The following is a 22,989-nucleotide window of genomic DNA, read 5'->3' as shown; positions in this document are numbered from 1 at the left end:
AGGATTTCGTTATATTGATTCCTATGAAAAAACATTCCGTTCTTCACTGGGTCGTTCTGTTCATGCTTACCCTTCAGGCATGCGGCAGTCCTGCTTCACCACCAGAGCCGACGCCTGCGCAAGACCTCGTTGTCACACCCGTCGAGTCCGCATTTGCGCCTATGGATCCGACCGCTGCGCCCCTGCAAGAGATCATCGAAAGCCACTCGATCTCATTTGATACTCCGGATGGCGTGACGATAAATGGTGAGCTTTACGGCTCAGGTGATACCGCCGTCATTTTTTCTGTGATGGGAAATTGTGACCCGGGCTGGCGGGAATTTGCCCAACTCACCGCTGCGCAGGGATTGACTGCCCTCACTTACCTTTGGCGCGGATGCAGGGAGAATGGCTCTGTAGATGAAGCCAAGATCCAAAAATTTGTGGATGATCTGCGAGGTGCGATTGCGTTCATACGCGCTCGAGGCGCACAGAAGATCATCCTGGTCGGCGCAAGCCTGGGCGGATGCGCCTCTGCCAAATTAACTGTCGAATCGCAAGCTGATGGGTTGGTGGTCGTAGCCTCTCCGCCAGAGATCGAGCAATGGGGCTTTGCCATCGAAACGGGTGATATGGATTCAGATATCCCCAAATTATTTATCACAGCCAAGGAAGATGATACCGTCCCGGTGGAAGCGACGCAGGAGTTATTTAACCTGGCATCAGAACCCAAGGAATGGAAGACCTACCCCGGTACGGCGCACGGCACGGAACTATTTGACACGCAGCATAAGGATGAATTCCAGAAAACGATCCTGGAGTTTATTTTGTCGGTCGTTGCCAACCAATAAAGGTTGGAACAGCTGATCATATCCGGCTGAAGAGAACTTCTGACAAGCAGGAACAACTCAAACGTCGAACCGATGCGCGTAGGCAGATTAGAGTTCGATGATTTTTTCTGAAGTCATCCACCCTACAAACACCATACGGTTTCATGACGAATTCGAACTTGTTATTGACTCGCACTTTGAAAAGTACTATACTGACGGTCAAGAGGTAACGCCGCCATGCGCTCTTTTCATGAACATACACAGGTTGTCGATAAAGACACGCGAATGTAACCGCGTGTCTTTTTTATTTCAAATTCACTAAAGGAGGCTTCTGCCATGGACTACGGACTGATCGGCAAGCTTGAAAAGGCAAAACGCTACGCGGAGGACCGCAAACGGTTCCGCTTCAACAAGTTCGACCTTACGTTTCACGGGGATAATAATGAGCATCGCGTAAGTTACGATAACGGTGTGTTTCAATGTGACTGCGAATTCTTTCTGACCCACAAACGCTGCGGGCATTCCATGGCTCTCGAGATCCTGCTCAAGGATATGATCACCGAGACCGTGGGGGCATAAATAATCACAATCGAATATACCGAAACGCCTCCGCATTGCGGAGGCGTTTTTTGCATGCTGAATTTTCAATTATGATTGCTTGTATACCGTTTGCCAGCTGCGTTTGCCGCAGTTCGGACAGACGCGGTATAGTTTTTTATTCCCGGCCGCCTTGTAACGGATGCCGCCCATTTCCCAGATCGAAATTACGTGATTGCAATCCGAGCACTTAGCCTTCCATGACCGGGATTCCTCCTCCATGGCGGCGAATGTTTTTTCTGAGACGAACATCTTGATGAATTTTTGTGTGCTTGAAAGTCCGTTCATGCGCCTTTACCGCCATAATCCCGAATTCGTTCTGTCACTTCATCGAGCCGGGCAACTTCCTCATCGCTCATACGCCAGCCTGCGCCGCCGGCGTTTTCCTCCGCTTGTTCCGCATCCTTCGCGCCGGGAATGGGCATTGCCCCCTTGCAAATTACCCAGTTCAATGCCGCCTGCGCGACGGTCTTTCCATGGTTTTGCGCTACCTCCCGAAGGGCCTGGATGACCGGCGGAAGTTTTGGAAGCATTTCGATGTAATTTGCAGCGCGCACGCCCGGCGGCGGATTATCCACTGAATACTTCCCGGTCAGCAATCCTTTTTCAAGCGGCGAATAGGCGATGAATCGGATTCCCAATTCCTTGCATCGTGCCAGAATCCCGTTCTTTTCCGCATCGCGCTTGAGAAGACTGAATGGAAGTTGATTCGACGCCAGAGGAACCCCGTGTTGTGCAAGCGCGGAGTAGGCTCTCAGCATGCGCTTTTCCCAAAAGTTCGAGACGCCGACCGTGCGCGTTAGTCCCAGCCTTACGCATTCCACCATGCCCTCCATCATCCTTTCAGGAGGCACCAGCGGTGAAGGCCAGTGGATTTGATAAAGGTCCACAGCGTCCACGCCGATTCGTTCCAGGCTTCCCTTCAACGCGCGCGACATGGACCCTTTCGTAAACCGCCAGGGCCACGGGAAGAATTTGGTAGCAATCAGGACGGGTCGATCTGTTTCCCTTAGAAATTGCCCCAAAAATCGTTCCGAGCGGCCGTTCCCATATAGCTCGGCGGTATCGATAAAACGAATACCCTTTTTCAATGAGATCTCGAACGCTTCGTGAATGTCTTTATCCGACTTTCCCGGCTGGTAGCCCCACACGGTGCGATCCCCCCATTGCCACGCGCCCAATCCCATTTCCAGCGCGTGCAGAAAGCGTGTTTCGTTGCTGATTTCGTTCATGACGGCTCCTTCGGGAAACTGCCCGATTTTATCTTAAAAAACCGCTTCGTTAAAAGATTCGGGTTAAAATTCAACCTGCTAAAAATCAATAAGGAACTAAAGGAACGAGATCCCCTCACTTTAGGAGGTAAGTGGATATCGCTCCCGGAGTTCCGGGAGGTTCCCGTGACACAACAATCGAATAAGCGGGAAGTGGAAACCGCCTCCAGCCTGAACGAGAGGCTGAGTCTGTCCTTTTCCAACTTTTCCCTGCTGACGGCGGCTCTGACCCACCGTTCCTACGCCAACGAGCACCTGGATGGGACGGAGGATAACGAGCGGCTCGAATACCTCGGCGACGCCGTGCTGGACTTCATTGTGGCGGAGTGGTCGTATCGTCATTTCCCCGAACTGCCTGAAGGGATATTGACGAAGATCCGCGCGCACCTTGTCCAGAACGACCACCTAGCCAATTTTGCGCGGAAGATCGAACTCGGCAGGGCGCTGCGGCTTGGGCGCGGAGAGAAGAGCAACGGCGGGGGTCGTCGTGACAGCGTTCTCGGCTCTGCGTTCGAGGCTTTGCTGGGCGCCATTTTCCTCGACTCGAACTACGAAAAGGCAAAAAATTTCATCCTGCCGTTCATCGAGCCTTCACGGGAAACCATCCTCGACGAGATCAGCGACCCGAAAAGCCAACTTCAGGAGAAAGTCCAGGCGGAAAAACTTGGCACGCTCAAATACCGCGTTGTCAACGTCTCAGGACCCGACCACGCCCGCATCTATGAAGTGGAAGTCGAAATCAATGGAGTAGTGTTGGGGCGGGGCACGGGCTCGAGCAAGGCAGCCGCCGAACGCGAAGCCGCCCGGGATGCGTTGAAGAAAATTTGAAAACCTAGTAAATAGAGAATAGGTAACAGTAAAGAGGAAAATCACCATCTACTACTCACCATTCACTATTCACTTCAATCAAAAATCTAAAATCTAAAATCGTAAATCATCAATCGTAAATCGCCACATGCCTCTTCGCCTAAAATCACTCGAACTGCAAGGATACAAAACATTCGCCTCGCGCACAACCTTTGAGTTTGCCGCAGGCGTCACTGCCATTGTCGGACCGAACGGTTCGGGCAAATCCAACATCGCCGACTCGCTGCGCTGGGTCTTGGGTGAACAATCTTATACGCTTCTCCGCGGCAAAAAGACCGAAGACATGATCTTCTCCGGCTCCGAGCATCGCGCCCGCGCTGGTATGGCGCAAGCCACCATCAACTTCGACAATACCGACCAGTGGCTGCCGCTCGACTTCACCGAAGTCTCGATGGGGCGCGTCGCCCACCGTGACGGTCACAACGAATACATCATCAACAACCAGCAAGTCCGCTTGCGTGAGATGAACGAATTGCTCGCCCAGGCCGGTTTGAGCGAACGCACCTACACCATTCTCGGTCAAGGCTTGGTGGATGCCTCGCTCGCGCTAAAAGCCGAGGACCGCCGCCGCCTCTTTGAGGAAGCCGCCGGTGTCGGCTTGTACCGCGCCCGCCGTGAAGATGCTCTCAAACGCCTCGACAACACCGAGCGGAATCTCGAGCGTGTGCTCGACATCATGTCTGAGCTTGAGCCGCGCATCCGCAGTTTGGAACGGCAGGCGAAACGCGCCATCGAATTTGCCCGCGCCCAGGCGGACTTGAAGGTGATCCTGCGCGAGTGGTACGGCTATCACTGGCACCGCTCGCAACGTGACCTGACCGACGCGAAGGAGTCAGTCCGTGTACAGGAAGCGCGCATGATCGAGGCGCGAAAGATTTACGAAAAGGCTCAAGAGGAATACAACAACTTCCGCGAGAGGCTTTCGGGTTTGCGCGCCCACTTAAATGAATGGCACCGCAAAGCTGCCGAGTTGCACACGCAGCGCGAGTCTCTCAGCCGTGACCTCGCCGTGCTCGAAGAACGTCGCCGTTCGTTGACCGCGCAACAGGCATCAATCCTTTCCGACCAGGAAAATGCAATGAATGAATTGCATTTGGCGCGCGAGCGTTATCAAGCCGCCGAAGCGGACGTTGCCCGTGTGCAAAGTGAATTTGACGAAGCCAAGGCGCAGAACGAAAACGCACAGAATGCGCTCTCCACGCGCCAGTCTGAACGCTCTGGCATTGAAGAGCAAATTCAGTCCATTCGCAACCGCATTGAAGAACTGACCCAGCAACGTGCTGAGAACAATGCCCGCCTCGATGAACTCAAGTCTCGCATTGAAGCGCAGACTCAGAAGATCGCTCAAACACAAAGCGCGATTACCAACGCCGAAACGCAAACCGAAAAAGCCAAAGCGCAATACGAATATGCCCGCAAGACCCGCGAAGGCATTACCGAAACCCTACAACGCGCCGAAGACAAAGCCCTCGCCAAACGCGCCGAGGTGGATCGCCTCGATGGCGAACGCCGCGCCGCGCTGGAACGCCGCACCAAAGAAGAATCGGAACATTCGCGTTTGAAGGCGCAGCTCGAAGTGCTCGAACAGTCCGAGCAGTCGCTGGCGGGTTATGCCGAAGGCGCGCGCTTCCTGCTCGATGCCGCGCGTCAGTCGCGCCTCAATGGGGCGCGGGGTGCGCTTTCGTCCGCGCTCGATGTGCCTGCCGAACTCGAAACCGCCATTGCCGCCGCGCTTGGCGATACGCTCGATGCGGTGTTGATCGACTCAGATGAACTCGAAAACGCGCTGCAATTGCTCGAAGCCGATGAAGCCGGTCGCGCTGCTTTGTTGCCTGTCAATCAAACCTCCGAGGTTTTTAAAACCTCGGAGGTTTCGGACGACATTCTCGGCATTGCCTCCGAACTCGTCAACGCGCCCGAAGAACTGCGCAGTGCGGTGCGACTCACACTCGGTCAGACTCTCATCGTCCGTGACCGTGCCACTGCCCGCCGCTTACAACCTGACCTTCCGACTCACGCTCGCGCCGTGACTTTGCGCGGAGAAGTCTTCCGTGGTGATGGTTTGGTCATCGCCGGGAAAACCGCCTCTTCCTCGACCTTGAGCCGGGGACGCCAAAAACGAGAATTCGTCTCCGCCTTGAGCGGACTCGTCGCCCGCCTTGCCGAGTCGAATGACTTGGTGGAACGTCTGTCGAACGAATATGCCGAAGCGCAACGTGACCTGCTGCAAGCGGAGTCTGATGCGCGCGAAACCCGCGTCAGACTAGGTGAAGCCCAGGAGACCGAGCAACAAGCCGGTCTTGAGTCTGAGGCGAATGCCCGGCAGTTGGAATGGCAGAAGAGTCAGTTAAGTCAACTGCAGGCAGAGGCTGAAGAGTCGAAATCCCAGCAAGAAAAGATTAGTCAGTCATCCGTTGAGGTTGAAGAGCAATCTTCGCAAGCTCATGCTGAATTGAAAGTGGTTGCGGCGAAACTCGCGGAACTCGAAGCGGGTGAGTTGCAGGAGCAGGTCTCGTATTGGACGACGCGCGCGGCAGTGGCAGAGGGCAGCCTGAGCGCGGCGCAAAATAAATTGAAGGAACGCGGCGACGATATTTCCCGTTTGGATTCGCGCCGTGTGGAATTGGCGAATCGCTTGACCGAGTTGGATGGCGGCTTGCACAGTTTGGATGCCGAGAAGGCGGCGTTGCGTGAACGTGAGTCGGCGTTGAATGTGCAGATCGAAGACCAACGCATTCAGATCGAACCAGCGGAGAAAGAACTTGCCGCCGCCGAGCAGGAAGAAGCCCGTTTGCAGGAATTGGAAAACAGCGCCCAACGCGGATTCGCAAATGCGGAACGTTTGTTGGGGCAGGTGCAGTTGGAGCAAACCCGCAAGCAGGAAGCACTCGATAATTTACAGCAAAAGATCACCGACGATTTTGGTCTGGTGATGTTCGAATATGCCGCCGATGTTTCGGGACCCGTGCCGCTGCCGATCGAAGGCATGGTGGAGCAGTTGCCTATCGTCACCGAACTCGCGCCGGATCTGGAAGAACAATTGACTCACAACCGCGCCCAGTTGCGCCGCATGGGAGCGATCAACCCGGATGCGAAGGCGGAGTATGAGCAGGAAAAAGAACGCTATGAGTTTATGAAGACTCAGGTGGAAGACCTGCACAAAGCCCAAGCGGATTTGAAGCAGGTGGTGGCTGAACTCGATGAGTTGACCAAACAGGAATTCGTGAAGACCTTCGACGCCGTGGATAAGCAATTCCGTGAGACCTTCGTGCGTTTGTTCGGCGGCGGCTCGGCGCGTTTGGCGTTGACCGACCCCGAGAATTTGGTCGAGACCGGTATCGAGATCGAAGCCCGCCTGCCGGGTCGACGTGAGCAAGGCTTGGCGTTGCTCTCCGGCGGGGAACGCAGTCTGACCGCGATTGCGCTGGTCTTTGCGCTGCTCAAAGTGTCGCCTACGCCTGTCTGCGTGATGGACGAAGTGGACGCCATGCTCGACGAAGCCAACGTGGGGCGCTTCCGAGATCTGCTGGTGGATTTGAGCAAGGATACGCAGTTCATCGTCATTACCCACAACCGTAATACTGTTCAAGCGGCTGACGTCATCTACGGTGTGACGATGGGGCGCGACTCGGCGAGTCAGGTGATTAGTTTGAGGTTGGATCAGGTGACGGATGATATGTTGAAGAGGGGGTAGGTGGAAAGTGGAAAGTGAAACGATCCTTAACGCGAAGACGCTAAGTCGCAAGGAAAATCTTAAACCTTTGCGCCCTTGCGTCTTTGCGTTAAATGAGATTTTGTTCGGATGATAGACGATGGAAAGTCCCGCTCCCAGTTTTGGGGCGGGGCTTTTTTGTTTGGAGAGAGGATTATAATGAGGGATATTGCATTATGGAAACATTTTCGTGCCCGTTGTTTGATTGATGGAAAAAATAATATGGCAGAAAAGTTAACCTTCAAATATGATCGCGAGGCGGATATTTTATACGTCAATACCGTGCCGCCGTATGCGGAGCAGGAGTCAGAGGAACTTGAAGACGAGATTATTGTCCGCTTGAACCCGAAGACGGGCAAGGTGGAGAATTTCGAGGTGTTGTTCTTTACCAGCCGTTTGCTGCGGAGCGAGTTGTTTTCCCTGCCTGTGATAGCGGATTTGCGGCAGGCGACTGCAGAATAGGACGGCTGACCGCGGACGTTAGACAATGGAAAGTCCCGCTCCCAGTTTTGGGGCGGGGCTTTTTTGATGACGATTGGGTATAATTCGAAAAAGTTGGATGGATATAGATTTTTGTGGTTGGATGGAAATCCAGATTTCGGTAACGTCGTCGGAGTGACAATGAAAACACAAAAAATACTCACGGTCTTTTTTCTTGCAGTACTTACGGGATGTTCTCCTGTATCGCCGCAGTATACGCCAACCCCTGAAATAATGAGCACCGCCACTATAACTGTAACTCCATCGCCAACGCCTGTTCCGGAAATTAAGGCGGTGATCATAAATAAGACTGTCCTGTTCCCATGCTCCCAAGAAGACGGGTTGTCTCCCACCACGCTGGTTGAAGGGAAAGAGATCATATTGCGGGGCAAATATGAAGAGTTGGGAGTTGTTTCAGAATTTGACGGGGAAAAGATAAACTGCGGTTTTATCCCTCTGAGAGATTTGGAAACCGAATCGACTCAGTTGACGGAAGTTAATGCAGATGCCTTTCCAAATGTTGATTACGGAGATGCTTTAACAGAAATCGATTCTAAAAATGCCCAGCATTTAAAAGAAATACTGAACTATGGAAATGGAACAATTGAAAAACTGGCTTTCTCGCCCGATGGTAAATACCTAGTGGTTGCTTCGCCTTTTCGAGTCCACCTCTACGATGGAAATACATACGAGTTTGTTCGTGTTATCGAAACCACCCCCAAGTTTCTTGATTTTTCAAAAGATGGGAACTCGCTCTACACCGTGGAAAGCGTTTCAGAAGATAATCCATCTGTATACGTATGGGAGTTATCAAGCGGGGAATTGAAAGACACGATTAGGTTGTCAGCGCCTGCGCTTCGCAGCTTTTCCGTGTCGACCGACGGCAGTAAATTTCTAACGACTGGAAATGGCGGCGTTATTCTTTGGGATGCGTCAACCGGGCGAAAGGTGAAGCAAATTACAAGTGATGCGGATTCTCGCGTTGCAATCTACTCGCCCGATGGGGCATATATCGTCGTCGGTTCACTGGGAACGCTAACTTTGTTTAATTCGAACGGTCAAACTCAATGGGAATCTCAGTTTACAGATAAACGAGGAAACCCCGACCGATCTTCCACAACTGTTCCTGCGAACATCAATCATATAGCCTTTTCTCCCGACCTTTCAACTGTCATCGTCCATGGAGGATTAAGTGAAAATGACGTATCGCATCACATCAGCTATTTGGTCGCTGATGGTAGTCAAGCAAAAGGACATATATACTATCCATTTGCTTATTTTTCAAATACCCTAAGCGCGTCGAATTTGTGCAGTGTTGTTTGTGTCAGAGTTTTTGATCTTGAGCAGCAAAAAGTAGTCGCAAGTTTTGGCACATTAGACGATATTTGGGACGAGGATGTGACATGGGAAAAACCCACCGGGGAAATTATTGACTTGATATTCTCCCCGGACGGAAAATTCGTTGTTACTGCGACCGCGGACGGCTCCGTTCAGGTTTGGGAATTGGAAACAATTAAAATCAAAACCATAATTTACGATTTTTCCAGAAGGGTCGTAGATGTCGATATTTCCTCGGATGGAAATACTGTATCTTATTCAGACACTGATTGGACTGATCGTAGTGGATATGATAACGGAATTAGGATTTCATTGCAAGAAGTGTGGGGCGGAACCATAAAGATATTGCCTGAAGATGTATATGGGTGGGTATTTGACATTAAGTTCTTTCCAAATCAACCCATTTTGGCTACATCAGTATATGACGAAAATTGGAAAAAACAAAAAGTTCATGTTTACACTTGGGATACGGGAACTGCCGAAATACTTGAAACCTATACCCGATCATCATTATCTGGAGGAGAAGTCCACATATCTTTAGATGCAAGCGCATTAGTAGCCAATATGGGTCCTGAAACTAACCGTGTGTATGTCTGGGAAGTTGGAGAGCCGGAAAATCCTATCATGGAAAGGAAGGTAAGTTTTCCATCCACTTCGTTGAACAGCGCTATATCTTCCGATGGTTCGATTTTGGTATTTGAAGACATTATAACAACTGGTGAATGGCATACAGAAATTATGGCAGCTAATGTTGTAGAAAGAATGAAACTAGACACAAATATTCCAAATTATCGCGCTGCTAGTTTTGATTTTATACCTCAGAATGACAATTTGGCAATTTTGGCTTTCGATAATAATTGGCAGGCAGAAATTCAGGTTTGGAACACTGAAGAATGGAAAAAAATCAAGTCAAAAAGGGTTCCTGGAGCTTCGGTATTCGCAGATATTGCCTTATCCCCTAACGGACAACTACTTGCATTGACAACATGGGATAATGTAATTCAGATTTATCGGATTGATGGTGATATTAATCTGATGACTACTTTGTCTGGTCATGTGAAAAAGATAACGGCGATTTCATTTTCTGGAGATGGGCGATTCTTGATCTCGGGTAGCGATGATGGAACAATTAAAATTTGGGGTGTTGCCCCATAGTGGAAATACATATGCTGGGAACAAGAGGGTGATTTTCTCTGCCTCTGCGCGACTTGTCCGCATAGGTTTTGTTCCTCTTTAAGGGAAACTTTAGATGACAATATCTTCCCGATCTTTCCAGCACGAACAAGACAAGCAATTAATGATCGACCTCGCTTGTCGATTCCAAAAGAGTCACCTGCATATGGTGAACTTGCCGTCTCGGCTGAGTTCGTGGGCGTTGGACGCGAGCGAAAATGTCTACTGGGGTGGGTTATTTCCCCAAAAAGTTTTGAGATATATCTATTGTATACTTTCAAGTTGACAGCCTATTTTTAGAGTTAGGAGCCCCCATGGCAATCCCGGAAGAAGCAGTCATCATCAACTCGCTGGTGCGGCAGGCATTGATCTCGATGCAGGAAGTGATGGGGGAGAACGGTTTGAACGCGGTATTGAAGTCCTGCGGGCTGGAGAGGTTCGCTGGGAATTTCCCGCCGAACGACCTTGAACCGTCCATCAAGGCTTCGCAATATGCGCAATTGAACCAGGCGATCGAGGATTTTTACGGGCGCGGCGGGAAAGGTATGTTACAGCGGATCGGCAGGGCATCCTTCCAGTATGGTGTGCGCGAACAGGCGGCGTTATTGGGCATTGCCGGTGTTGCGCTCAAATTACTGCCGGAAAAACAGCGCATCAAGTTCATCCTCAACGGCATGGCGGACGCGCTGAAGAAGACAAATCCGCAGGTCAATATCTGGCTGGATGAAGGCGGGGAGAGGATCGCTTACGTGGAATCCACCTGCGGAGTTTGCAACTCCCGCCACAGCGACCATCCCATTTGCTATCTTTACATCGGGTCTATTTCCGAGGCGGTCAAGTGGGCGACCGGGAAAGAGTATGAAATCATCGAAACCCATTGCATTGCCAAAGGGGATGAGTTTTGCAGGTTTGAAGTGGGAGATGTGAAGGAATAAAGAACAAAAACCCGCCCCTATAATCCGGAGCGGGTTTTTGATTTATCTGTCATTGCGAGGAGGCGCAGGTCGAGTAGAGCGGATGTTCTCCCAGCACTTGCACTCTGGGCAGGCGTCACGCTCGTATCGAGACCAAGCCGACAAAGCAATCTTTGCATTGCAAGTGGAGATTGCTTCGCACCTTCGGCGCTCGCAATGACATATGAAATTACGGCGTCGGCGTTACGTTTTCCGCTTCGAGCGTGGAGAGCCGTTCCGCCTGCTGGGTTTGCTGGGCTTGCGCGGCTTCGGTGGCGGCGGTGATGAAGTTCGGCTCATTCGGGACGCGCGCCTGCCAGATATCGAACGTTTCCACGCCGTACTCTTCGCGGGCGGTGGTCAGCCATTGCTGGAAGGCGACGTCCTTTGCCTGCTGCAAGGCATCGCCTGTGAGCGGGATCTCCCGTTTGCCCATCAATTGGATGATGTGAAAACCGAACGTGGATTGGACCGGTTCAAGGGTGAAATCGCCGGGATTTTCGAGCGCAAATACAGCCGCTTCGAACTCGGGGATCATCGCATTCTTTCCAAACCAGCCAAGGTCGCCGCCTTGTGCGCCTGAGCCTGTGTCGGTGGAGAATTCGCGGGCAAGTTCGGCAAAGTCTGCGCCGTTCTTAAGTCTTTCGATCATGTTCTCCGCGGTCACGCTGTCCACGACGAGGATGTGGCGCGCGCGCACTTGCGTTTCGCCCGACGGCAGGTCTGCGGTGATGACCTCTTCGAGTTTCTCGCGCAGGATCAGGTTCTCGAAGAAGGTGCGTATGTATGTTTTATCGAGACCGAACTTTTCGATGTTGGCATACGTTTCATCGAGCTGACCTTCGAATCCTTCACGCGTATAGGGCGTGGCGGTCGGCAGCGGCGTGGAGGTTGGTCCCGTTGTGGGGGTGACGGTCGGCGTGAGGGTCGCGGTTGACGTTGCGGTGGGTTCGAGGGTCGCGGTCGGCTCGGCGGTCGCGCCTTCGGCTGTCGGCTGGGACGAAGTTGTCGCTGTGGAATCAGGCGTGGGCGGGATAAGAGGCGTGGCGGTCACATCCTGGGTTGGAGTGATGAATTCGGAGAGGTCCGGTTCCGTCGGCAATTCGAATGGGGTCGGTGTCAGCGATGGTGTGGGCGTCCCGTTCGGGTAGAAATTGAATCCCGCCTCGACCCGCGCGTTGAGTTCTTCTTCGCTGACGGTGATGCCGCGTTTTTCGGCTTCAAGCCGGATGAGCTGTTCGCCGATCATTTCTTCCAACACCGTTTGCCCGACCGTCTCCGGCGAGTTGAGTTGGGATTCGACGCTCTGCAATTGGCTGCTCATGTCCATTCCAAAGAACTGCTGGTATTGCAGGTATTGGGTGTAGTCATCGAGCAGCTGCCTTCTCTTCAGGCGCACGCGCGGCTCGAAATCCTTGAGGAGGATCTCGGTTTCGCCGACCTTCGCCACGGGGCGGTTGAGCTGGAAATAATTGATGTCGAGCCAGCCGTAAAGGAGCAGCAGGATAACCGCGCCGAGGATGCCGAATAAGGCGTAGAGGATGAGGCGGGTTTGTTGTTTTTCCCGTTCGAGACGCGCGACATGCTTTTTATGGATAACGGGTTTTTTACCCGGTTCTTTGCTCATGGGTCAAACTCCCTTGAATAGACCTGACAGGTTTCAAAAACCTGTCAGGTCTAGATTTGGTATGGGATAAATCCGGGGCATGGATCTGTGCCCATGCCCCGATGCGTTGATGGGAGGGTCAGTCGATGCCGCGGTTGGAGAAGGGCAGGAGCGCGACATGGCGCGCCTGTTTCACCGCCGCTGCAACGAGCCGTTGGTGTTTGGCGCAGGCGCCGGTCTGCCGGCGCGGGCGCAGGTTGCCTTCCTCCGTCACGTACTTGCGGAGCAGGTCGACTTTCTTGTAATCGATGGTCAGGGTCTTGTCGGCGCAGAACTGGCAGAACTTGGGCTTGGCAAAGAATTTGCGTTCGCCGCGTTCGCCTCCGCCCTCGCCGCCTGAACTGGATCGTTCGGGTCGTTCTTCACTCATTATTTACTCCATGGGTATGCCGCTCCGAGCGCAGCTATACTTACCTGCGCGCAAGCGCGGGTGAGAATCTCCTTGGTGTCCTCGGAGATTTTCGGCAGCCCGTTGATTTCAATCAGGGCTTCGGCTCAGGATGACATTGTAAAAAAAACTAAAACGGGAATTCTTCTTCCGCCGCGCCGTTTGCGGGCTCGGCGGCGGTTCCTTCCGCTTCGTGCGATTGGTTGTTCGCTTCGCGCCGGTCACCAAGCATCATCATTTCATTGGCAACGACTTCCACGCTGGTGTGCTTGACGCCTTCCTTGTCATCCCAGCGGCGGGTTTGCAGCCGCCCCTCCACATAGACCTGCTGACCCTTGACGAGATACTGTTTGCAGATCTCCGCCAGGGTGCCCCACGCCACCACATTAAACCATTCGGTCTCGTTGTGACGCTCGCCGTCCGCGCTGTTCCATGTGCGGCTGACAGCCACCGTGAAGGTCGTCACGGGTTTGCCGCTGGGGGTATAGCGCATTTCGGGGTCCTTGCCCAAATGCCCAATGATCTGTACTTTGTTAAGTCCTCGGCTCATGGTGTGCTCCTGTAAAATGACCGGTAAATCCGATTAACCAACCGTGGAAAGCATATGCCGCATGATCGACTCTTGATAGCGCAGATTGCGTTCGAGGTTCGACGTGGCAGCGGGGTTCATGGTCACGTTCAACAGAACGTACTGACCTTCGCGTTGCTTGTTGATGGAGTACGCCATGCGGCGGCGGCCCCATACCTCAGCCTTGTCCACGCTTCCGCCGGACTCGGCGATCCAGCCTTTGACCTTTTCGAGCACACCGTTCATGGCGGTCTCGTCCAGGTCGGGCTGGATGATACACATCAGTTCGTAATTTCGCATTTGGGAAAACCTCCTTTCCATGGGTTTGTTCCTGTTCAGGTCGTGGACCCGCCGGGAACGGAAAGGCACGTATATTTATAACGTACCTACAGCGAACGTGAGTTTACCACAGGATTTGAGATCATGAGCGGGGGAAACCGCGGCTCTTTCCCGGATTTGGAACCGGTTCTGTCCATTCACATTTCTCCGCGTAGACGCACTGCCATTCCAGATTCACTGCCACTACCTCACATAGATCGGATTGCTATAGATCCACCCTCGTTTCCTGCCCAAATATCTCCTATACGCTTCTATTCGATAAGCACCCGGCTCTGTCGTGATGTACGTACAGGCAGGTTGGTTCATCCAGGTTTGTACGACCTGTCCATCCTTCACGAGGCGGATTTCTGCATCGAAGGGGAGTTTGGCTTGCAGGGTTACGCCGTTTTTGGCGGAGAGCTCGTCGCCCATGATGGCGGAGGCTTCCTTGCCCTGCGCTGAGAAACGGAATCCTTTCGTGGGGGCGGGCAGATCGTAACCGACGAAACAATGTCCGGCGGCGAAAGCCTTGTAGATAAGTGAACGGTCCGTGTTCACATCGCCTGTCAAGGGTTCAGGGAGAAGCGCATGAGTGTTGACCCCGCGGAAGTGAAATTCGTAGGGAAAGATCACGCGATGGAGCGGTCCCAGATGCATGTGCAGGGCGTGAGCGTCCGAGCCGCCAATGGCGACCACTTTTTGACCGGTTGAAAGCAGTTCATCCCATTTGGCGAGCGTATTCGGGATGGGTCGATGCGCGACGAAGGAAGGGAAGTAGGCGTAGAAAGCGCCGTGAAGTTTTGTCGGCACAACGGTCTTCAATTCGCTCAGCGCATTCCATAACTCGATGCCGGTATAGTTTTGCACGCTCCAATCCACCCAGGAGATGTCGGTTTCGTTGAAAGCTTTTGCTTCGGGGTCGTCGGGATGGGCGAGGAAACAGATCCCGCCCGCCTCATGGACCTGGTCGATCAGGTTTTGGGGATTGTCCGCAAAGGTTGCCAGCTCGCGGTTCGCGCCGAAGACAAGCAAATGATTCTTCTGCGGGTCGCGCGCCTGGTCGTGGACCTCCTCCCCGAGAAGCATCAGGACTCTTTTGTTCCTGTCCTTGTAATAACCTTCGAAGCCCTGCACGAGGATGTTGTGGTCGGTGACGATGACCGCATCCACGCCGGCTTTGAGCGCGGCGGCGGCGATATCTTTGTGGAGGCCGCTCCCATCGGAATAGCGGGTATGCATGTGCAGGTTGACGACGACTTCGTGCATAAGTTCCTCGAATAAATGTCATTGCAAGGGCGGACGGTCGAGTAACGCATAGCGTGTTTCGAGATCCAGCCCGAAGCAATGACATTTCTGAACGTTTGACTAATATCCTTTTCCACAGGTATAATTTGCCCGCTAAATTTTAGGAGGCACTTTCGCATGACGAATCTTTTGGAAATTGCGTTGATTATAACCTCGGTGGGATTGATCCTCAGCGTCATCCTGCAGAGCAAAGGCGCAGGCCTGGGCGGACTCACCGGCGCCGACACCGGCGGCGTATTCACCGCGCGGCGCGGCATCGAGCGCGTTCTGTTTTGGGTGACGATCACATTGAGCGTGGTCTTTTTCGCGCTGGTCATTACCATCATTATCATTGGAAAATAAGCAAGGTATTTCCGGAGGGTCCGCCGTGATGAAATGCCCGCACATCGGGCAGGGCGGTCCTTTCTTTTTTATTCCCCTCATCCCGCCTTCGGGCTCGAGGTGAGGGCTGGTTACCCCCAACTCTTACTCATGAAACGATTACGCTGGCAGATCCTCGTCGTGGCGGTCACACTTGTGATCGTGGCGTTGCTTTTGCTCAGCCAGCAGCCTGTGACCGTCATCACCCTGCCCGAAGCGGCGCCCGGCGGAATCTATACCGAGGCGCTGATCGGCTCGATGGGACGCCTCAATCCTGTTTTGGATTGGAACAACTCCGCGGATCGCGACGTTAACCGGCTCATCTTCAGCGGTCTGGTCAGGTTCGATTCGCGCGGCCTTCCCCAGCCCGACCTTGCCGAATCCTGGGGTGTCTCAGCGGATGGCAAAGTCTACAATTTTTCGCTCCGCCCGGGCGCGGTCTGGCATGATGGGCAGCCCGTCACCAGCGACGATGTGATCTTCACCATCGAAGCCATCAAGAGTCCCGCTTCGCTTTTCCCGCAGGATATCAAGGACTTGTGGTCGCAGATTCAGGTCAAGCGCCTCGACGACAAGACGTTTCAGTTTACCCTGCCCGAGCCTTTTTCCCCCTTTTTGGATTACGCGTCGTTCGGCATCCTGCCGAAACATTTGCTGGAATCCGTCCCGGCCGACCAGCTCCCGACCGCTGAATTCAATTTGAAGCCGGTCGGAACCGGTCCTTATAAATTCGAAGAGTTGTTGATCAGCGGCGGTCAGATCACAGGCGTGGTCCTCACAGCCAATCAGGATTACTTCCTCGGTCCGCCATTCATCGAACAGGTCGTCTTCCGTTACTTCCCGAATTCCACCGCCGCCTTGGATGCCTACCGTCAGGGCGAGGTGCTCGGTATCAGCCAATTGACACAGGATGTGCTCGACGCTGCGCTGATGGAACCGGCTCTTTCTGTATACACAAGCCGGTTGCCGCAGATGGGACTGGTCTTCCTCAACAACAACAATCCCGCTGTCGGTTTTTTACAAAATGCCAGCGTCCGCCGCGCTTTGATGCTTGGCGTCAACCGCACGGTGATCGTCTCGCATATCCTTAAAGGCCAGGCCATCGTCGCAGACAGCCCCATCCTTCCCGGCTCGTGGGCGTATTACGATGCGATCGAAAAATTTTCATACGATCCCGAAGCGGCGATTCAGTTGCTTAACAAGGAAGGGTATGTCTTTACAGCCGGAAGCACGGTCCGCTCGAAGGACGGCCAGCCGCTGACGTTCACTTTGGTGCATCCCGACGATGCGCTTCATGCCCAGATCGCCCAGGCGATTCAAGCGGATTGGGCACTGATCGGTGTGCAATTGAATCTACAGTCAGTGTCTTATGATTCGCTGGTGAACGATTTCCTGACGACCCGCGGTTATGAAGCCGCACTTGCCGACCTGAACACGTCGCGCACGCCCGATCCCGACCCGTACCTTTTCTGGCATCAATCGGAGGCGACCGGCGGGCAGAATTATTCACAGTGGGATAACCGTACCGCAAGCGAGTATCTCGAAACCGCCCGCACTGCCGCCGATTTCAACGAACGCATTCGGCTGTATAAAAATTTCCAGGTCATCTTCGCCAAGGAAATGCCGTCCCTGCCGTTATATTATCCCGTTTATTCATACGGGGTGGATGCTCAAGTACAGGGCGTGCAGGTTGCGCCGATGTACGATGTCAGTGACAGACTGGCATTGATCGATGAATGGTATCTCATCACCCGCCGCTCGTTGGAGGAAGAAACCCAACCTGCGCCGTGAGAATAACCGCGTAAGGTGCGTTCTCATACGCGCCTGTTGGCGTTGGAGAACGCCAACTACGCAAACGTGAAATAAAAGGAACCCTAATGACTTCAACACAGAAAGCCATCGAGTACGTCCGCTCGAACCGCGAGCGGTTTCTGAACGAATTAAAGGAATTCATAGGCATCCCCTCGATCTCGACGCTGGACGAACACAAAGCGGATGTTCAGCGGGCGGCGGAATGGGTCGCGAGCCAACTTCGTTCCATCGGTATGGAAAATGTTCGAATCATGCCGACCGCGCTGCATCCCGTCGTTTACGGCGAATGGATGAAGGCGGGCAAGTCCGCGCCGACAGTGATGATCTACGGTCACTACGATGTGCAACCCGTCGACCCGCTCGAACTGTGGACATCCGACCCGTTCCAGGCGGAGGTCCGGGGCGATTACCTCTTCGGCCGCGGCGGTTCGGATATGAAGGGTCAGGTCATCGCGTCCATCAAGGCTGTGGAAGCGGTCATGAGATCCGACGGCAAACTACCTGTCAATGTCAAGTGGCTCGTCGAAGGCGAGGAAGAGATCGGGTCGGAACATCTCGGCGATTTCATAAAGGATAACAAGGAAATGCTTGCCTGCGATTATTGCCTGAATCCCGATGCCGGCATGATCGCTGCGGATAAACCCACCATCACCACCGGCTTGCGCGGACTTGCCTATTTCGAACTGCGCGTGTTCGGTCCGGATAAGGATCTACATTCCGGCCTTTTTGGCGGGACGGTTCACAACCCGGCTCAGGCGCTGATCGAGCTTGTCGCTGGCATGCACGATAAAAATGGAAGAATCACGCTTCCAGGCTATTACGATAAGGTCCGCAAGTTAAGCAAAAAGGAACGGGAAGATTTCAAACGACTGCCTGTGAAAGACAAAGACCTCATTAAAATGACCGGTGTGCCCGCCCTGTGGGGCGAACCGGGATTCATCCCTGCCGAGCGCGTGGGCGCACGCCCGACCCTTGAAGTCAACGGATTGCTTTCCGGTTTTACCGGTCAGGGATCGAAGACGGTCCTGCCTGCGTGGGCGATGGCAAAGATCTCCTGCCGCCTCGTCCCGGATCAAACCCCCGAACAGACCGAAAAACAACTGCGCGCCTATCTCAAGAAGAACGCACCGAAGACCATCAGATGGGAATTAAAGAACCTGCACAACGCGGGCGCGGCATTGACGCAATCCGACTCGCCTGGCGTGAAAGCGCTGGCGAAGGCGCTCGAGACCGTGTGGGGGAAACGCCCTTATTTCAAACGCGAAGGCGGCTCGATCGGGTCGGTCGTGCTTTTGCAGAAATATGTCGGCGCGGATTCGCTCCTCACCGGCTTCGGCCTGCCCGATGATAACGTCCACTCGCCAAATGAGCGCATGCACCTGCCCACATGGCATAAAGGCATCGAGGCATTCACGCATTTCTTTTTCAATTTCTAGCCATTATCGCGTTCCCGGCGTTCTCCAACGCCGTCGAAACACCAACCATACAGGCACGATAGAGAACGTGCGCTGCACAAGGATTTTATGGAAGATCGAATCATCACCTACGGCGGTCAAGCCGTTATCGAAGGCGTCATGATGCGCGGGCAAAAAGCCTATGCCGTCGCCATGCGCGCGCCGGATGGGAAGATCGTCACCCATACCGAGCCCCTAGCGAATGTTTACCGTTCGGGCATTACAAAGATTCCGTTTTTGCGCGGCGTCATTCTATTGTGGGATGCGCTTGGCTTGGGGATGCGCGCATTGACCCTTTCTGCGAACACGCAAACAGGCGAGGATGAAAAGCTGGAAGGACCGGCTCTTTACCTGACGTTGGGCTTGTCGCTCGCATTTGGCATCGGCCTCTTCTTTTTGCTTCCCGCCGGGATCGGCGGCTGGGCGGAACACTGGCTTGCCCAAACCACATCTGCCGTTTGGATCGGGAACCTACTAGAAGGCGTTTTGCGCCTTCTGATTCTTGTCGGCTATATCTGGGCGATCGGCTTCATGCCCGACATCAGGCGCGTCTTTCAATACCATGGCGCGGAGCATAAGACCATCAACGCTTATGAAGCCGGCGCGGAATTAACTCCCGAGATCGTGGACCAGTATCCCATCGAACATCCGCGCTGCGGCACGGCGTTTTTGCTCACGCTCGTTTTGTTGTCCATTCTCGTCTTCACCGCATTGGGACCCATGCCCATCTTATGGCGGCTGGTCACCCGCATTTTATTCATTCCCATCCTGGCGGGGATTGCCGTCGAATACATCCGCTGGACAGCGAACAATCTGAACAACCCCATCGTCAAGTTCCTGATCAAACCCAACCTCGCCCTGCAGGCGCTGACCACGCGCCCGCCCGACCATGCCATGCTCGAAGTGGCGATCCAGTCCTTTCAATCCATGCGCAAGGCCGAGTCGGAAATCGTCATTTAACCTCACTGCATTTATCTTCACTGGTTGATCCATATTCTTGAGAAGATAGGCAGTTCCGTCTCTTCCTCGTTGTTTTATGCAGGGGAATTTCGATCATGTAATTCCCTTCTGTGCAGGTCACGATTTCATGGATCGTGAGCCCTTGATCAAAATTGAAAAGCATCTCTAAGGTGACCCGCCGCAAGTCGATTCAAAGCCTGAAGGCAATAGGTGGAATATAATCGGGTCATTCGTGAACGTATTCGAAAATTGCCACGTGTGGGAACGGAACCCCCCAACTGGAGACTCCAATGAAAAAACTTTCGATCATTACCCTCCTAATAACTTTTTTCCTTGTTCTACCTGTTCAGGCACAGTCTGCTGAATCCATATGGATCAGCGCGAATCTGATCGATTTCAAGACTGGCGAGACCGTTATTGCCACAGTGAACGGTACCTCAACCACGCCGATTCAGGGAATGACCTTTCAAATCCGGTATGACCCCGCCTGCCTTCAAGCGCTGAATGCTGCCAGCCCTATTCCCGGCATGAATGGACTTTTACTTCCCCAGGCCGCCGGTCTGGTGGATGCATCCTTTGCCAGTACAACTCCGGTGGTCGTGAATGGAATATTGGCTGAAATACGCTTTACGACCCTTGGCGCATGCCAGACGAATTTGACCCTCGAAAGTGCCGCGCTCGTCATTAAAAATGAATCCGGCTTCGCAGCGCCCCTGCCGGGCGTGACCATCGGGGCAAAGACGATCCCGCTGGCGGTCAGCGCGGAGCAGGGTTCTCCGAACGATACGCCGCTATTGGGTACTCCGCTTCCACTTGAAGTCGAGCCAAATGGTTCTTCTCCGCTCTGGTTATCAACCGGCACTGTGATCGTTCTCGCCATGGTCGGCGTTCTTCTCCTCGTTGGGGTCTTCGTCCTGTTTCGAATCCTGAGATAAATCGATTTCGTAAAAGTACCTCCTGTGTCCACGCTCACAGGAGGTACTTTTTATTCCAGTTGTTAGGTGATCTCGCGATCCTTCCTTCAATTTGATTATAAGTTTATTTGACCTCTTGCATTGGCGTTCCCGCCGCAATCCTCGGCGGCGGAGACACCGCCTTGAGCAAGGTAAGAATTTGACTTTTGCAAGAAGTCCATTGAATACTTGCCCTACGTTTCCGGATGCGTTTCACCTGTCTGCATCGGTGTTAATTCATGCCTTCTTTGTGCTGCCTTACCAGTTCGCGCCGCAGGATCTTGCCGACCGTCGTCTTGGGCAATTCGCTGCGGAACTCGTAGTGGGTGGGCACCTTGTACGGTGCAAGATGTTCCTTGCAGAACGCTTTGAGTTCTTCTTCCGTCAAGGTCTCGCCGGGTTTGGCGACGATCCACGCTTTGACCGTCTCGCCGCGATGCGGATCGGGAATGCCGCCCACGCCCACTTCCAAGACTTTCGGATGCGCGGCAATGGCTTCCTCCACCTCGCGCGGCCACACCTGGAATCCGCCCGGCTTGATGAGTTCCTTCTTGCGGTCGACAATGTAGAAGTAGCCGTCTTCGTCCATGCGGGCAATATCGCCGGTAAAGAGCCAGGTCCTGCCGTCCTTCAACTGGCGCAGGGAGTTTGCGGTTTCGGTCGGCATGTTGTGATAGCCTTTCATCACCTGCGGACCGTTAATGACAACTTCACCTATCTCGCCCAGCGGCATCTCTGTTTCACCGTCGTCGAGGCTGATGATCTTCACGTCCACATCCGGTAACGGCATGCCAATGGAGCCGGTCTTGTTCACGCCGTTGAGCGGATTGCAGTGCGTGGCTGTCGGCGCCTCGGACATGCCGTAGCCTTCGAACACTTTGCCGCCCGTCAATCGCTCGAATTCTTCCTTGGTCTCGCGCATCAATGCCGCAGAGCCGGAGACGCAGGCTTTAATCGAAGAAAGGTTGTATTTCCCTGCTTTCACGTCCGGATGATTGTTAATGGCGTTATACAGGAGCGGTACACCGGGGAAGATGGTTGCCTTGTATTTGCTGATGTTCTCCAATACATCTTTCAAGTCGCGGGCGTTTGGCACCATCACCATCGTCGCGCCGGAAGACATCGCAAAATTCATGCCAGCCACCATGCCGTAAACATGGAAGAGCGGGATGCCCATCAAGACCACCTCATTCCCTTCCTCCAGTCCTGTCATCCAGGATTTGATCTGGAGCGTATTCGCCACAATGTTGCGGTGCATGGCGACCGCGCCTTTGGGCACGCCGGTGGTCCCGCCTGAGTATTGGAAAAGGGCTGTATCGTCCGGTTGAATATCCATGGCGGGTTTGCCGGAACCGCCGTGTTTTGCCAACAGGTCCTTCATCCATGTGTCGCCGCTTTCCAGCGAATCGACCCGGTCGCCCTCCTTTTTCTCTTTTGCCAGCGTGAACAACACACGCAGAACCGGCGGCAGGGCTTCCTTGATATTGGAGACGATGATCTTCTTCAACCCCGATCTCGCCCGCACTTCCTTCAATTTTCCATAGAAGCGGCTCATGCAGAACATGACCTCGATGCCCGCATCGTTCACCGGTGTGAGGATCTCCTCGACCGGGTAGGTGGGGTTCACCGCCACCACCACGCCGCCAGCCTTCAAGATGCCGAAATAAGCGGGAACGAATTGCGGGATATTCGGCATGAAGATACCCACCCGGTCGCCTTTCTTCACGCCCATCTCCGCCAGTGCGGCGGCAATGCTGTCCGCCATTTTGTTCATGTCGCGATACGAAACGACCGCACCTTTGAATACCGTACAGGCGCGGTCGGGATATTTGCGCGCGGCTTCTTCCAGGAAATGAAACAGCGGCACTTTCGGATATTCGATTGTTTGCGGCACCCCCTTGTCGTAATGTGCTAGCCAGGGTTTATTGCTCATGCTTCCTCCTCCATTGAATTCGGAATACTGACAATGACTTCGACTTATGAATGTAGTATATACGTGAAGATA

General features: G+C 53.5%; 20 protein-coding genes. 12 read left to right on the top strand and 8 right to left on the bottom strand.

The window, feature by feature from the left end:
- Nucleotides 1-23: 23 nt before the first annotated feature.
- Nucleotides 24-830, top strand: coding sequence for an alpha/beta hydrolase (locus HS100_00170; protein MBE7432308.1), 807 nt, complete (start codon nucleotides 24-26; stop codon nucleotides 828-830).
- A gap of 315 nt (nucleotides 831-1,145) precedes the next feature.
- Nucleotides 1,146-1,388, top strand: coding sequence for a hypothetical protein (locus tag HS100_00165; protein ID MBE7432307.1), 243 nt, complete (start codon nucleotides 1,146-1,148; stop codon nucleotides 1,386-1,388).
- Nucleotides 1,389-1,457: 69 nt separating this feature from the next.
- Here the strand turns inward: HS100_00165 and HS100_00160 are convergent, their stop codons facing one another.
- Both HS100_00160 and HS100_00155 read right to left on the bottom strand, forming a co-directional pair.
- Complete coding sequence (locus HS100_00160; GenBank protein MBE7432306.1) at nucleotides 1,458-1,694, bottom strand: hypothetical protein; 237 nt, start codon at nucleotides 1,692-1,694, stop codon at nucleotides 1,458-1,460.
- Entirely contained in the window at nucleotides 1,691-2,638 is a 948-nt protein-coding gene (locus tag HS100_00155) for an aldo/keto reductase (GenBank protein MBE7432305.1), read from the bottom strand. Before HS100_00155 ends, HS100_00160 begins: the two co-directional genes overlap by 4 nt.
- Before the next feature lie 210 nt (nucleotides 2,639-2,848).
- On the opposite strand from HS100_00155, the gene rnc reads away from it, so the two are divergent.
- From rnc to HS100_00130, 5 genes are all read left to right on the top strand, one after another.
- Entirely contained in the window at nucleotides 2,849-3,505 is a 657-nt protein-coding gene (gene rnc, locus HS100_00150; GenBank protein ID MBE7432304.1) for a ribonuclease III, read from the top strand.
- A 127-nt stretch (nucleotides 3,506-3,632) separates the two neighbouring features.
- A complete protein-coding gene (smc, locus tag HS100_00145; GenBank protein MBE7432303.1) occupies nucleotides 3,633-7,238 on the top strand; it encodes a chromosome segregation protein SMC in 3,606 nt (1,201 codons plus the stop codon).
- Nucleotides 7,239-7,478: 240 nt separating this feature from the next.
- Entirely contained in the window at nucleotides 7,479-7,718 is a 240-nt protein-coding gene (locus HS100_00140; GenBank protein ID MBE7432302.1) for a DUF2283 domain-containing protein, read from the top strand.
- 159 nt (nucleotides 7,719-7,877) lie between these two features.
- Nucleotides 7,878-10,229, top strand: coding sequence for a hypothetical protein (locus HS100_00135; protein ID MBE7432301.1), 2,352 nt, complete (start codon nucleotides 7,878-7,880; stop codon nucleotides 10,227-10,229).
- Between the two features lie 332 nt (nucleotides 10,230-10,561).
- The gene (locus HS100_00130; GenBank protein MBE7432300.1) at nucleotides 10,562-11,182 is read left to right on the top strand and encodes a hypothetical protein; all 621 of its coding nucleotides are present in this window, start codon (nucleotides 10,562-10,564) and stop codon (nucleotides 11,180-11,182) included.
- 208 nt (nucleotides 11,183-11,390) lie between these two features.
- On the opposite strand, the gene HS100_00125 is transcribed toward HS100_00130, so the two are convergent.
- The 5 genes from HS100_00125 to HS100_00105 form a co-directional block, all read right to left on the bottom strand.
- On the bottom strand, nucleotides 11,391-12,449 hold the full coding sequence (locus HS100_00125) for a peptidylprolyl isomerase (GenBank protein MBE7432299.1): 1,059 nt from the start codon (nucleotides 12,447-12,449) through the stop codon (nucleotides 11,391-11,393).
- A gap of 496 nt (nucleotides 12,450-12,945) precedes the next feature.
- Nucleotides 12,946-13,236: a 30S ribosomal protein S18 gene (locus tag HS100_00120; protein MBE7432298.1), complete on the bottom strand. Its 291-nt coding sequence runs from the start codon at nucleotides 13,234-13,236 to the stop codon at nucleotides 12,946-12,948.
- Nucleotides 13,237-13,384: 148 nt separating this feature from the next.
- Nucleotides 13,385-13,804 carry a single-stranded DNA-binding protein gene (locus HS100_00115; GenBank protein MBE7432297.1) on the bottom strand — a complete coding sequence of 140 codons (420 nt, stop codon included), beginning with the start codon at nucleotides 13,802-13,804 and terminating at the stop codon, nucleotides 13,385-13,387.
- Between the two features lie 33 nt (nucleotides 13,805-13,837).
- Nucleotides 13,838-14,122, bottom strand: a complete 285-nt coding sequence (gene rpsF / locus HS100_00110) for a 30S ribosomal protein S6 (protein ID MBE7432296.1) — start codon at nucleotides 14,120-14,122, stop codon at nucleotides 13,838-13,840.
- A gap of 222 nt (nucleotides 14,123-14,344) precedes the next feature.
- Complete coding sequence (locus HS100_00105; GenBank protein MBE7432295.1) at nucleotides 14,345-15,406, bottom strand: PHP domain-containing protein; 1,062 nt, start codon at nucleotides 15,404-15,406, stop codon at nucleotides 14,345-14,347.
- Nucleotides 15,407-15,562: 156 nt separating this feature from the next.
- Here HS100_00105 and secG point away from each other — a divergent pair, with 156 nt between their 5' ends.
- The 5 genes from secG (at nucleotide 15,563) to HS100_00080 (ending at nucleotide 20,966) form a co-directional block, all read left to right on the top strand.
- Nucleotides 15,563-15,787: a preprotein translocase subunit SecG gene (gene secG / locus HS100_00100; GenBank protein MBE7432294.1), complete on the top strand. Its 225-nt coding sequence runs from the start codon at nucleotides 15,563-15,565 to the stop codon at nucleotides 15,785-15,787.
- A gap of 129 nt (nucleotides 15,788-15,916) precedes the next feature.
- A complete protein-coding gene (locus HS100_00095; GenBank protein MBE7432293.1) occupies nucleotides 15,917-17,596 on the top strand; it encodes a peptide ABC transporter substrate-binding protein in 1,680 nt (559 codons plus the stop codon).
- 86 nt (nucleotides 17,597-17,682) lie between these two features.
- Nucleotides 17,683-19,053, top strand: a complete 1,371-nt coding sequence (locus HS100_00090; GenBank protein MBE7432292.1) for a dipeptidase — start codon at nucleotides 17,683-17,685, stop codon at nucleotides 19,051-19,053.
- An 87-nt stretch (nucleotides 19,054-19,140) separates the two neighbouring features.
- Nucleotides 19,141-20,031 (top strand): DUF1385 domain-containing protein, encoded by an 891-nt coding sequence (locus HS100_00085; protein MBE7432291.1) that lies wholly within the window; start codon nucleotides 19,141-19,143, stop codon nucleotides 20,029-20,031.
- A gap of 290 nt (nucleotides 20,032-20,321) precedes the next feature.
- Nucleotides 20,322-20,966, top strand: a complete 645-nt coding sequence (locus tag HS100_00080) for a hypothetical protein (protein MBE7432290.1) — start codon at nucleotides 20,322-20,324, stop codon at nucleotides 20,964-20,966.
- A gap of 250 nt (nucleotides 20,967-21,216) precedes the next feature.
- On the opposite strand, the gene HS100_00075 is transcribed toward HS100_00080, so the two are convergent.
- Entirely contained in the window at nucleotides 21,217-22,917 is a 1,701-nt protein-coding gene (locus tag HS100_00075; GenBank protein ID MBE7432289.1) for a long-chain fatty acid--CoA ligase, read from the bottom strand.
- Nucleotides 22,918-22,989: the final 72 nt, after the last annotated feature.

It is taken from the genome of Anaerolineales bacterium, assembly GCA_015075725.1.
Taxonomy (GTDB): domain Bacteria; phylum Chloroflexota; class Anaerolineae; order Anaerolineales; family Villigracilaceae; genus Villigracilis.
Note: the sequence above shows the minus strand (reverse complement) of the source record. Positions and strands in the feature narration are given on the sequence as shown.